Raw genomic sequence first — 12,627 nt, 5'->3', positions numbered from 1 at the left:
ATCCTGCGTATTTATTATGACAGCTTTTCCTTATAGCCGTCATGATAACCGATAAATGCGATAAAGGAAACTACTGAACACAACATAATATAAACAGCGACGGCTATCGTATTCATTTCTTCCTTGATAATAGCCCACGGGCCGATCAGGATCGCAATGACTGCAAGTGCGGACACCAACTTCAGGAAGAGGCTTATACCTGCCAGACTAATGCGCCTGCCAAGACGATATGCCGCGAACGCAACACCGATACATAATGCGACATAAAGTCCCAGCACGATATCCGTCTTCACTCTGGTTTCGCGAACCAGCCAGGTTTCAATCATCGGTGTCATACCGCCAAGCACAGCGGCTATGTTATAAGCAATCGACATCCCTGTGTAACGCACATTCGTCGGGAACAGTTCGACCAGGAACGCCGGAACCGCACCGATATAGAATCCGACAATCAGTGTCAGCGTCATGTTAGCCATCAAGGCATTTACAGCACTGCCTTCATTCAAAACAAAAAAGATAGGAATCGCGAGCAGGAAATAAGCCGTGGCAACCCACATCAGCACGCGCTTGCGGCCCCATATATCCGTCAGGTGCGCCGTAAAGGGCACCATGCACAACATCAGTACCATACAGCCTGTGTTAATGAGGTAAGCCTTGCTTTCTGCAAGCCCCAGCCCTCCATGGGCCTTGTCCAGAATCATATAGGAGTTGGAAAATACCGTCAGCGTATAGAACGGCACCGTGACCGAGAAATACACCCCGATACCGCGCAGCAATTCGACTACATGGCCCTGAAACGTATGAGCAACGGGAGCTTTTGAGAGTTTTCCCGTTTTCTTCGCATGTTCGTAATGCGGGCTTTCTTCTGTGCCATGGCGGATATAAAGACCGACAATGGCAATCCCCAGCCCCAGCAGGAACGGGATGCGCCATCCCCAGGTTTCAAATGCGGTTTTGCTTAATGCGGAGGAGCAGATTGTTGCGGTCAGCGACCCCAGCAGCATACCCGCGCACAGGCTCATGACGGTAGTGCTTCCAACAATACCGCGACGCTCAATCGGCGCATGTTCCACCACGAAGGTGATCGAGCCGCTGAACTGCCCTGCGAGGGAAAGCCCCTGTAACAGGCGGATGAAGGTCAGAAGCAACGGTGCCCATATACCTATATGCTCGTAGGTAGGCAACATGCCGATGGCCGCTGTAGGAAATGCCATCATGAACATGGAAACAGTCAGGGAAAACTTACGTCCGAATTTATCGCCCAGATAGCCGAAAAACACTGCGCCCAGCGGACGCATGACAAAGCCTGCGGCAAACACGCCAAAGGTCGCTATCATCTGGAGCAAAACATCCTGACCCGGAAAGAAGAGTTTGCCGATAACCGGGGCAAAGTAACCGTAGAGGGCAAAGTCATACCACTCCAAGCCGTTACCAATCATACCCGCAGCTACGACACGACGCATAGCAGACCTTACAAATTACAGCTTCCGAAACACACAGAAAAATCTGGATTATTGGGTCTACAACAATGCAACCGTGAATGCAATTGCTTATTTAACCTTTATTAACAGATGCTGCTTCTTGCCTGAACTCAGCTTGATCCGGCCGTCTTTCAGATGTTCCATATTTATCAGGACTCTAGGATCAGAGAGCTTTTCGTCGTTCACACGGGCGCCGCCGCCTTCCACTAATTTTCTGGCTTCCCCCTTGCTTGGCTTCAACCCAGAGACGAAAAACAACTCATAGGCGGGTATACCGGCTTTTAGTTCTGATTCTTCAACGAGAAAAGTTTTCAGGTTATCTCCTGCCCCGCCTTCTTCAAACGTTTTACGTGCAGTTTCAGCCGCTATCCGGGCAGCCTCTTCACCGTGGCAAAGCTTAGTGGCTTCGTTTGCCAGAACCTTCTTCGCTTCATTGATTTCTGCGCCTTCCAGTGCTTCCAGCCGCGCTATTTCGTCCATTGGCAGCTCCGTGAAGAAGCACAGGAACCGTCCCACATCGGCATCTTCGGTATTGCGCCAGAACTGCCAGTAATCAAATGGGGACAGCATATCGGCATTCAGCCAGACCGCGCCGCTCGCCGTTTTACCCATTTTAGCGCCTGATGAAGTCGTGATAAGCGGAGTGGTTAGGCCGAACAGATGCTGGTGCACATTTTCCTGTGCGCTGGCGTCCAGCCTACGGTGCAATTCCACGCCATTGACAATATTGCCCCACTGGTCGCTTCCGCCAATCTGCAGGCGGCATGCATAGCGCTTGTTAAGCTCTACAAAGTCATATGCCTGCAGGATCATGTAATTGAATTCAAGGAAGCTCAGATTCTGCTCGCGCTCTAGGCGGAGCTTCACGCTATCCATACTCATCATGCGGTTGACGGAGAAATGCCGTCCGTAGTCCCGCAGGAACGAAATATAATTCAGATCTTTCAGCCAATCATCGTTATTGAGCATAAGCGCATTGCCGCCATCCTCTTCGAAGCGGATGAAATTTTTGAAAACGGTTTTAATCCCCGCCATATTCGCGTTGATATCGGCTTCGGTCAGCATTTTACGCGCTTCATCCTTGCCGGAAGGATCACCGATCTTGGTTGTTCCGCCGCCCATCAGCACGAGTGGACGATGGCCGCATTTCTGGAGCCAACGCAGGATCATGATCTGCATCAGACTGCCCACGTGAAGGCTCGGAGCCGTGCAGTCAAATCCGATATAGGCTGTGGCTTTCTCTTTAGCCAGCAGCGCGTCAAGCGTATCCGTATCCGTGCATTGATGCAGGAAGCCGCGCTCTTTGATGATGTTAATGAATTCTGATTTGGCCGACATAGACTTCACTTTCCGCTACACCCGCATAGGCAGGATGATCATATTATTTCCGAGGTTATGCAGGCGACGCTGCATGATGTAAGCATTTTGGTTGTAAAGAAACTGCGTGAAGAAATTATCATCGTCAAAGATCAGCTTGCTCGAGAAGAAAACCACTTTCGGGAAATCCTCAATAATCTTTTCGGTGAGTTCGGAAAGCTTTTGCACCACGTCCGTTCCGAACGCCATATAGTACGTGGCTGCATGGCCGCGTGAATGACAGTAATTGACATAATGCTGCAGCGTCTCTTTGAAGTCTGCCTGACGTTTGCGCCAGTGATCGCTCTCCGCCAGATTGCCCGAGTCGACTTCCCCCACGCTCACGAATACGAAGTTCTTGTAGATGCCAGGAAACAGGCGCAATACCCACAGCAGAGCATGCATCCCGCTTCCTAAGCAATCATTGACGATAAACACGGCGGTCTGCTGTGTGGGATCAAGCGGCGGCGGAGAGCTTACTGCTTTCTGCCCCATATCGGCAAACAGTTCATCCGCCAGCGCAAGCTTCTGCCCTACCCGATCATAGGATTTGCGAATCAGGAGACCGAGCCCGATTACACCGCTCGTGATCAGCAAGGTGAGCCAGCCACCGGCAAAGAATTTTTCGACCGTCGTCACAATCAGAATGCCGCCGCACACGATGAGGCCGGTGAACGAGCTGATGAATTTGCCAATCCATCTCTTCTGCTCTTTGCGATTCTTAATCCAGTGTTTGCAAAGGCCCAGCAACGAGAGCGAGAATGTCAGGAACACGTTGATACTGTAAAGTACCACCAGTACGCTCACATCGCCGTCGGTCAGCAGCAGCACGAGCAGCGACGATCCGCCCATCAGGATAATACCGTTCTTGGTAACCAAACGGCTGGAGAGTGAGCTGAAGAAATGCGGCATCCACTTATCCACCGCCATGTTTGCAAGCACGGCAGGCCCCGCCAGGAACCCGGTGTTAGCCGCCACGAGCAGTAGCCCCGCTTCCAGCGAAAGCACAATGATCAGCAGCCCCGGTGCAATATTTTTATCCCCGATATGCCAGCCCTGCATGATGCTGCGGAATGCAACCGCGTTCAGTGTCTGGCCGACTTCCGGCTTCGCGCCCCATAACAGATAGAGAATAATGATACCGCCTGCGGTAAATGCCAGTGAGAGAGCGATGAATAACATCGTCATCTTGCCGGTTTTCAGACGCGGTTCCGCGAGCGTGTTTACATAGTTAGAGACCGCTTCCAGACCGGTATAAGTACCGCCGCCGAGCGAGAATGCTTTGAGAAACAGAGACGCCACGAACACCGCGCCCATAGCCTGCGCCATGCTCTGGCTTTCATGGATTGCTGCGGGAACCAACGTGGGCAGGCCTACCGCATGCATGGAGATACCGTAGATAATCAGGAAGGCGTGCGTGATCACAAAGCCCAGGAAAATCGGCATGAGCACTTTAATCGACTCTTTAACGCCGCGTAGATTCAACAGCACCAGCAGCACTATCATCAGGCATTCCACCGTCAGCTTGATATGCAGCATATGCTCCGGCAGAAGGCTGAAAAGCGCATCGACACCACTGGCCACCGAAATGGCAATCGTCAAGATATAGTCCACGATCAACGCTGCGCCGGAGACCAGCCCTGCATGCGCCCCCACGAGCGAACTGGCCACACGATAACCGCCGCCGCCGTTAGGAAACAGCTCGATCACCTGCGTATAAGCCAGCGAAATAATGAATACGGTGAGTGCTGTCGCCATGGCGAGGTAAATACCCAGCGACGTATGTTCTCCCAATGCCAGGAACGCTTCTTCCGGACCGTAACAGGAAGAGGAAAGCCCGTCCGCTCCAAGCCCGATCCATGCCAGAAACGCGATGAGCGCAATGCTGTGATGCGTGTGTTTGCTGAACGGGTCACGCGGCGGCCCAAGGAGCAAATGTTTTAGCTTGTTAATGCTATCCATGTTTATCCTTCAAGTGATGCCCCATCTTTGAAGCCTTAGTATCCAGATATTTGCGGTTATGCGCATTGGCTTCCGTGACCACCGGTTCGCGTCTTACCACTTCTATACCCTGTGCGGCAAGCGCTTTCATCTTACCGGGGTTATTCGTCAGCAGTACCACTTTGGTAATATCCAGTTGTTTTAGCATCTCAGCCGCCACGGCAAAATCGCGCTCATCGGCCAAAAAGCCTAATGCCTCGTTCGCCTCTACTGTATCCATGCCTTCATCCTGCAGCTGGTAAGCGCGCAGTTTATTGGCAATACTGATGCCGCGGCCTTCCTGATTCAGATAGAGCACCGCTCCGCTTTTACGCTCGCCAATAATCGCAAGCGCCTGACGCAGCTGATCGCCGCAATCACAGCGCAGGCTTCCAAGCACATCGCCAGTGATGCAGGAAGAGTGTAGTCTCACATAAGCGGCTTCATCCTTTTGCGGTTCGCCGATAATAATTGCCAGATGTTCCTGGTGCCCGAAGCGCGGCCTGAATGCAACGATCCGCGCCTGCTCCGCATCTTCCAGAGGCACATTTGCTTCGCTGACTTTTTCAAGCGATGCCGCAAGCTGCGCCGGATAATCCTGGATTTCCGCTTCCGTTACAGAAAGAAAATCCCCTTGCTCTTGCGGCACGGCTTGCAGCACTGCTTTAGGCAAGAGTCCGCCGATCTTCATCAACTTAACGGCCGGATGCGCACTATCCTGCACGCAATCAGCCTCCGGCGGCGCATACTCCCCGGCCGATACCAGAAACCGCGCACCGCCTTCCCTGACAAGGATGATCGGTTGGTCGCGCCTCAGATCGTTCGCCGCGCGTTCCACGTGCAAAATAATATGTGACGTCTGTTTATTCATTTGTATGATGTGTCTATGGAAGCAATCTTAGTCATAAGCAACGAACCTGCCCTTGCAGAAACTTTGGCCAGCGAACTCGGCGAATTCTCCCTGACCCCGGCAGCCGCGCAGGAAGCTGCCGCCTTGATTCAGAACGGTAGCTACGACCTGATTATTATTGATAACGAAACGAATTTTCACCCTGATATAACCAACGGCAATATTATCAAACTCATACGGCCTGTACGCCTTAATGAGGCTATATACACCATTCGTCAAAAGCTTAAAAGCAAAACCGCACAGGCGAAGGAAGAAATCGCGCTTGCGCCGGACTGCCTGTTTAACATGGCGGAAAGGACGTTGCGCACGCCGGATAATAGCGGACGCATCCTGCTCACCGACAAAGAAACAGAGCTTTTACAATATCTTATTTCACCAGAGCCGCAAAAACTTTCGCGAGATATGCTGCTGAAACAGATCTGGGGATATGGCGAAAGTATTAACACACACACGCTGGAGACCCATATTTACCGCCTGCGGACTAAACTTCGGCAGATCAGCCAGTCACTCGATATCAGCTTTTCCGAAGAAGAAGGCTACCGGCTGAAATAAGCAGGTCTATTCATACTCATGCACAATCACGGCTCTTCCGTGATAGCTATAAGCTCCTTCATCACTAAACTGGATATTGAATTGCTTGCAAAGGTCGCTCCAGGCTTTCCTTTGGCCTGCAGATGGGTCTGCTTTGCTGCAGTTCCAGTCATCGAACAGGATAATACATCCCGGATTGATGGCCTTATGTTCAAATAACGGGGCTAAGGCATCTATGGTGGAAGAGTAGAGATCGACATCACAATGGATGAATCCGAACTTTACTTTTCCAGCAACATTGGAAAGCGTATCCTTAAAGAATCCGGGCACGATTTCAAAGTCGCTTTCGTCAATGTAGCTATTCACGGCTTTCCTGAGTCCTTCAGCGCCCAAAAAGGTCATTCTGCCCTTTTTCCATACTCCATGCTCGACATGGGCAGATTTGAAATCTTCCTCGGCAGTGATTTCAGGCAATCCCTGAAAACTGTCGAAATAAAAAACCCTGCGCTTACCCGTTCCTAAATGCCCGCCCAGTTTTTTATTCAGCAGCGCTACCGTTTCGGCAATCACCATAGAAGAGCGGCCGGTCCATGTTCCAAATTCTGCTATGTCCCCAGCCACCCCCATGGAATAAGCATAAAGCAAGCCGTTGATAATCCTGTTATAAGCATCCTGCAGATGGCCGGATCTGGATATCGAATCTATCCTCGCCTTCACATTGGAAGAAAGCTCTTCTTTCTGTTCCATTAAGACTGCGTATGGATCCATTTTTAAACTCCGAATGAAGATTCTGTTTCGAATGGATACTATAGCAGATAAATAATCTTAAAAAGCAACTTATGCTATACAAGCTTAGGTATCGTAGGTGAAATGACCGACTCGCAATAAGCTGCCAGTTCTTTACGTGAAGCGAATGCGCTGCCTTTCACCTCTGGGTGAAAGATCAGCCTGACATTAGCTGATTTCTGGCGCAGGAAAGCTGCTGCATGTGGAAAGAAATCCATATCCCCATACCAGCCCACCAGATGGCGGTTGGCCAGTGTCAGCGGCGCACCGTTCACTTTCTCATAAATTACGCTTATGGGCTGCACGCTCACTTCTTCATTATCCGCAATGCTGAAGAAGGAGGACTTGAACGGCAGCAGGCTTGCGCCCTCATTCGTCGTGCCCTCGGGAAACAGGCTCAACGGCACGCCGGATTGGACCGCCTCATGCAGCACCTGTTTATATTCAGCGGTTTTCGAGCGGCGGCGGTCGACGAACACGCAGCCTGTAATCTTGCAGAAGAATCCAATTACCGGCCAGGAGGCTACTTCGCTTTTAGGAGTGAAACGCATATCCGCCACGCCGCCCAGCGCAAACACATCCAGATAGGAAAAATGATTCGATACCAATAATAGCGGTCGTTTGGGAGAAACGGTGCCTTCCACCTGCACTTTCAGCCCCCACAGCCAGGAGCCGAAATGAAAGCCCCAGCGCACCCACATGGCGTTAGCGTGACGCATCTTCAATACTGTCGTGATATAAAAAGGCAATAGCAAAACCAGCAGAGCTAACACCGTCAGCAATGCTCTTATCGCTAGCCTTGCCATGTTCAGTTTTTGGCGTTCGGGGTGGAGTAACGCTGGGCGTACTTATAGGAAACAAGATCGGTCTTCACCACGATTCCAACGTCGATCGTATTGAAATGCGGATCGATCACCGCGCCCTGTCCGATATAGCCGCTGATGCGCAAATAGCCCTTGATCAGCGCAGGCAGTCCGGCAAACGCTTTCTTCACGTCAATCTCTTCCTTAGGGATAAGATTCATCTCCACATATTGGTCCGGCAATGCTTTCGCGCGGATTTCCTGAGGGGCAAGATGGTAATGATAGAGATAAGATAGTGGCAAAGCATGCTTGGCGATATCGGTGCCGAAGAAGCTTGCGCAACCGAACATGAGCTTGACGTCATGCTGCGTGACATACGCCGCGATACCGCGCAGCAGCAGTTGCATGACGGAGCGGTTACGATATTTTGCATCCACACAGGAGCGGCCAAGTTCCAGTATCTCGCCCTCTTCGTCCTTGAAAGCAGCGATGTTGAATTCCGTTTCCGTGTAGAAATGCTTCAGGTCTTTCATTCGGCTGCGGCGCAGGAGGCGGTAGGTGCCTACGACCTGGCTTTCCGTGGCCGGAAGGTCATAATCGATTACAAGCAGATGGTCGCAGTAAGGGTCGAATCCGTCGAAATCGCGGCCTATCGCGCGCATCTCTTCGGAAGGAACGCCTCCCATTTCATTATAAAATACACGGTAGCGCAGTCTCTGCGCGGATTCGATTTCGGCCTTCGTTCTTGCAATACGCACGGCAAGACGGCCCGAATAAATCTCATCGAATGAAACCGTTTCCAGCATGTCCTCAGATATCATCAGCGTTCCGTCTTTTCCTCTTCCAGGGGCATGCAATACAGCTCCAGCCTGTGATCTACCAGTTTATAACCGAAGCTGCGCGCAATAACGTGCTGCAGTTTCTCTATTTCCTCGTTACTGAATTCGATTACCTTCCCGCTTTTCATATCGATCAGGTGGTCATGATGATCAGCGCCGCTTTCTTCATAGCGCGCGCGACCGTCACCGAAGTCATGTTTTTCGATAATGCCCGCATCCTCAAACAGACGCATCGTGCGGTACACGGTTGCAATGCTGATTTTCGGGTCAAGCTTATGGGCACGCTGGTGAATCATCTCTACGTCGGGATGATCCCCGGACTCCGACAAAACGCGCACGATGATCCGGCGCTGCTCTGTCATTTTGAGCCCGCTTTCAGCACATTTCTTTTCCAAACTCGTTAACATGGGCAGATACTTACACGGAAAACCGAGCTAAGCAAGTTATATATCTACAAAAGTAGTTATTGCCTTGCGATTGCTCACTTTTTCAGGTAGGCTATTGGCATGCGTTCAGCCCTGTTTTTCACAATGCCGAAATGTGCCGCAGCCGCAGCTGCACTGGCTGTTCTTTTGCTCGGCACGGCTGATAAAGCAACCGCAGGCACGAATGACAGCGCATTGATACAGGGCGCGAAATTATGCACAGCCTATCTGCCGCGCCACGAGCGCGAATACGGCATTCCCGTGCATCTGCTGGCCGCCATCGCCTCCACGGAATCCGGTCGGTATAATAAAGAAATCGGCCTGAGCCTGCCCTGGCCTTGGACCATCAATGTTGAGGGCAAAGGCTATTTCTTCGATACAAAGGAACAGGCCATAGCCGCCGTGCGCGAGCTGCAGAAACGCGGATTTCAGAGCATTGACGTGGGCTGCATGCAGGTCAATCTGCATCATCATCCCAATGCTTTCGCAAGCCTCGACCAGGCATTCGATCCCGCCTATAACATTGCCTACGCGGCACGCTTCCTAAAGCAGAATTTCAACGAAGAAGGCTCTTGGCGTAAAGCTACCGGCGATTATCATTCCCGCACGCCGATTTTTGGCGAGCAATATTCAAGGCTGGTGTTCGGCTCATGGAGCCGCATCATCAATAAAATTGCGGAAGCACATACGGGCAAGCTTGCACTCAAAGGCGAAGCTCCCCAGACCGCCCCCATATCCTTACCGGAAGAAGTTGCCAGCAACGGCACACGTCATGCTCCCCGGCATAGCTATCACCCTTTCCGCCTGCATAGCATCTCCGTTTATAATGAGAGCACGCGCGAAAAGGGCGTGCTGGTCATTCGTCCTTCGCATAACGCCGCTTCTACCGCTTCCGTACGTGAAGATATGGCCAACGACCAGTTCGTCACGTATCCCCAAAAATCCCAACAACGCTCCTCTCATCGCCAGGCTGAAACAGACCTTCAGGCTGCCAGAGTTGTAAAAGCCAGCACCGCGACCGAAAAGGGACAGTTCTCGCCCGACCCGCACATCGTACATACGGATGCGGAAGCCGCCAAAACCGGGCCTAATAACAGCCTCTTCGTATTTGATAATTAGGCCGATTCGCCATGACGATCGCAATCGATCATAGCAAGATCAGCATTACTGCCAAACTGGTGGCCTATGCCCGCCAGTTCACGGATATCCCTTTTGCCAAGTTTGTGTCAGAACATATCGGCGCAGGAGAGGCGTTCAACTTTATTATCCGGGACTATTCGCTCGATAGCGACATGCTGAAAGAATATGCCGTCATGCTGGAAGCGCGTTACAAGAGCACCGTCCATCTGATCGCTCAGTCCGGCATCAAGCAAGTGCTGGAGCTTGCCAGCGGTTTTTCGCTGCGCGGGCTCGCTATGCTGCGCGATCCGCAGATGGTGTATGTGGAATCCGACCTGGAAGATCTTAACCGCGAAAAGACAAAACTTGTCGAACAATTGCGTTCTGAGTTTCCGCATGAAGCTTATGATAGACATAAAATTGTGACGGCCAATGCTCTGGACATGGAACAGCTTCGGAATGCCTGCCAACATTTCCAGCGGAACCAGCCGCTCATCATCGTGCATGAAGGGCTTATGCATTATTTCTCTGCAGCCGAAAGGGATTTGCTGACCCAGCATATCCGGACGCTGCTGAGTGAGTTTTCCGGAGGTTTCTGGATGACACCCGATTTCGTTTTCAAAGCAGAGGCGCGTAAAATTTCAGAAGCCCGGAAACGCCTTCGTCAGGCGCTTTCCGGCCTGACCGACCGCAATATGTATGAGGCCGCCTTTGACAGTGAAGAACGGCTGCAGGAGTTCTTCAAAGCTAATCACTTGCAGGCTAAGTTAAAATACCAGATCGATGAAACGCCGCATCTTTCCAGCGTCGAGCGGTATCATCTTTCACCTGAGATGCCGGCGAAAATGCGGGATCATTTAAAAATCTGGTTATTAAATCCTGCGGCTTAAATCTTATTCAAATTCCGGCAGCGCATAATCCCTTTCGAGATTTTCGAATCGCGTGGTTTCAGAATGGAAGTGCATTGCGACGTTGCCTACCCCACCGTTACGATGTTTGGCCACGATGGCTTCCGCAATACCGTGCACCTTCTCCATTTCTTCCATCCATGTCGCGTGCTCAGGCGTGCCTTCACGCGGCATTTTACGCATCAGGTAATATTCTTCGCGGAATACGAAAATCACGATGTCTGCATCCTGCTCGATACTGCCCGATTCACGCAGGTCAGACAGCTGCGGTCTTTTATCGTCGCGCTGTTCCACCGCGCGCGAAAGCTGCGATAGTGCCATAACCGGGATATTCAGTTCTTTGGCAATTGCCTTTAACCCTTGCGTGATTTCCGAAACTTCCTGCACGCGATTTGCCTGTGATGCGGTGGACGAACCGCGTATGAGCTGCAGATAATCCACCACAAGGAAGCCGAGATTATTTACGCGCTTGAGCCTGCGCGCACGCGCCCTGACAGCGGAGATGGAGAGAGCTGGTGTATCGTCGATAAAGATAGGCAGCTGCGACAGTTTATTGCTTTCCTTTACAAGCACGGCAAATTCATCTGGTGTGAGATCGCCTTTACGCATCTTACCCGAGTTCAGCCTCGTAGCCCCCGCCAATACACGGGAAGCCAGCTGTTCGGCCGACATTTCTAATGAAAAGAAGCCCACGGATTGCGGCTTTGTTCCTGGATTCTTCAATGATTCTTCGTAAAAATATTCTGCCGCATTATGCGCAATCGTCGTCGCCAGAGCGGTTTTGCCCATGGAAGGACGACCCGCTAAAATCAGCAGGTCCGACTTGTGCAGACCGCCCAGCATTTTATCCAGGTCGATCAGTTTCGTCGGTACGCCGATAACGCGGTCGCTATTACGGAACGCATATTCGACACGCTGTATGGCTTCGATCATGCCGTGCTTGATCTGGCGGAAGCTGTTTTCGGAAATCCCTTCGGAGGCAAGCACAAAGAGTTTCTGCTCCGCATGTTCTATCTGCTCACCTGCCGAAACATCCAGATCACTTTTATATGCAGTATTGACCACATCTTCGCCGATGGTGATCAGCGAACGTTTCTGTGCGGCATCGTAAATGACTTCGCTATAGCTTTTCACATTAATGACGGAGGAAGCCGCCGCCGCCAACCGGACCAGATATCCGCCGCCGCCAATTTCCTGCAGGCCTTCATCCTGATCGAAATGCGATTTTAGCGTAATGGGGTTAGCGATCAACCCCTTATCGAACAAGGACTGGATGGCGGTGAAAATGCGCTGATGCACGGGCACATAAAAATGCTCTGCACGCAAGTAATCTCCGATGTGATGCATGGCTTCGTTATTGACGAGGATCGCTCCCAGCAATGCCTGCTCCGCTTCCATGTTATGCGGGGGCTGGCGGAAGCTGTTTTCGCTGATATTTTCCGTAATCGATAACGTATTCTGTGTAGCCATAGGCATTCAGAGTACACAAATT

12 protein-coding genes are annotated in these 12,627 nt (G+C 51.4%); 3 read left to right on the top strand and 9 right to left on the bottom strand.

The genetic code is table 11. The features are described from left to right. Nucleotides 1–14 precede the first annotated feature (14 nt). The 4 genes from VFT64_00450 to ribA all read right to left on the bottom strand — a co-directional run bounded on the left by VFT64_00450 (nucleotide 15) and on the right by ribA (nucleotide 5,685). On the bottom strand, nucleotides 15–1,460 hold the full coding sequence (locus tag VFT64_00450; GenBank protein HEU5046291.1) for an MFS transporter: 1,446 nt from the start codon (nucleotides 1,458–1,460) through the stop codon (nucleotides 15–17). Nucleotides 1,461–1,547: 87 nt separating this feature from the next. Beyond that, a complete protein-coding gene (tyrS, locus tag VFT64_00445; GenBank protein ID HEU5046290.1) occupies nucleotides 1,548–2,816 on the bottom strand; it encodes a tyrosine--tRNA ligase in 1,269 nt (422 codons plus the stop codon). A 15-nt stretch (nucleotides 2,817–2,831) separates the two neighbouring features. Further along, nucleotides 2,832–4,796, bottom strand: coding sequence for an APC family permease (locus VFT64_00440; GenBank protein HEU5046289.1), 1,965 nt, complete (start codon nucleotides 4,794–4,796; stop codon nucleotides 2,832–2,834). Then, entirely contained in the window at nucleotides 4,789–5,685 is an 897-nt protein-coding gene (ribA, locus tag VFT64_00435) for a GTP cyclohydrolase II (protein ID HEU5046288.1), read from the bottom strand. Before ribA ends, VFT64_00440 begins: the two co-directional genes overlap by 8 nt. Nucleotides 5,686–5,700: 15 nt before the next feature. Between ribA and VFT64_00430 the strand changes: the two genes are divergently transcribed. Next, on the top strand, nucleotides 5,701–6,276 hold the full coding sequence (locus VFT64_00430; GenBank protein ID HEU5046287.1) for a winged helix-turn-helix domain-containing protein: 576 nt from the start codon (nucleotides 5,701–5,703) through the stop codon (nucleotides 6,274–6,276). Nucleotides 6,277–6,282: 6 nt separating this feature from the next. Here the strand turns inward: VFT64_00430 and VFT64_00425 are convergent, their stop codons facing one another. From VFT64_00425 to VFT64_00410, 4 genes are all read right to left on the bottom strand, one after another. After that, the gene (locus VFT64_00425; protein HEU5046286.1) at nucleotides 6,283–7,002 is read right to left on the bottom strand and encodes a TylF/MycF/NovP-related O-methyltransferase; all 720 of its coding nucleotides are present in this window, start codon (nucleotides 7,000–7,002) and stop codon (nucleotides 6,283–6,285) included. Nucleotides 7,003–7,097: 95 nt separating this feature from the next. Then, nucleotides 7,098–7,847, bottom strand: coding sequence for a lysophospholipid acyltransferase family protein (locus VFT64_00420; GenBank protein ID HEU5046285.1), 750 nt, complete (start codon nucleotides 7,845–7,847; stop codon nucleotides 7,098–7,100). A gap of 2 nt (nucleotides 7,848–7,849) precedes the next feature. Next, nucleotides 7,850–8,665, bottom strand: coding sequence for a GNAT family N-acyltransferase (locus VFT64_00415; GenBank protein ID HEU5046284.1), 816 nt, complete (start codon nucleotides 8,663–8,665; stop codon nucleotides 7,850–7,852). Continuing rightward, a complete protein-coding gene (locus VFT64_00410; protein ID HEU5046283.1) occupies nucleotides 8,665–9,090 on the bottom strand; it encodes a Fur family transcriptional regulator in 426 nt (141 codons plus the stop codon). Before VFT64_00410 ends, VFT64_00415 begins: the two co-directional genes overlap by 1 nt. Before the next feature lie 99 nt (nucleotides 9,091–9,189). On the opposite strand from VFT64_00410, the gene VFT64_00405 reads away from it, so the two are divergent. Together VFT64_00405 and VFT64_00400 are read left to right on the top strand one after the other, a co-directional pair. Then, the gene (locus VFT64_00405) at nucleotides 9,190–10,227 is read left to right on the top strand and encodes a lytic transglycosylase domain-containing protein (protein ID HEU5046282.1); all 1,038 of its coding nucleotides are present in this window, start codon (nucleotides 9,190–9,192) and stop codon (nucleotides 10,225–10,227) included. 11 nt (nucleotides 10,228–10,238) lie between these two features. Next, nucleotides 10,239–11,117: a class I SAM-dependent methyltransferase gene (locus tag VFT64_00400; protein HEU5046281.1), complete on the top strand. Its 879-nt coding sequence runs from the start codon at nucleotides 10,239–10,241 to the stop codon at nucleotides 11,115–11,117. A 3-nt stretch (nucleotides 11,118–11,120) separates the two neighbouring features. Here the strand turns inward: VFT64_00400 and VFT64_00395 are convergent, their stop codons facing one another. Then, nucleotides 11,121–12,605, bottom strand: a complete 1,485-nt coding sequence (locus tag VFT64_00395; GenBank protein HEU5046280.1) for a replicative DNA helicase — start codon at nucleotides 12,603–12,605, stop codon at nucleotides 11,121–11,123. Nucleotides 12,606–12,627 lie beyond the last annotated feature (22 nt).

Source organism: Rickettsiales bacterium (assembly GCA_035765535.1).
In the GTDB taxonomy this organism is placed as follows: domain Bacteria; phylum Pseudomonadota; class Alphaproteobacteria; order Rickettsiales; family JABCZZ01; genus JABCZZ01.
This window is presented reverse-complemented; position numbering and strand designations above follow the sequence as displayed.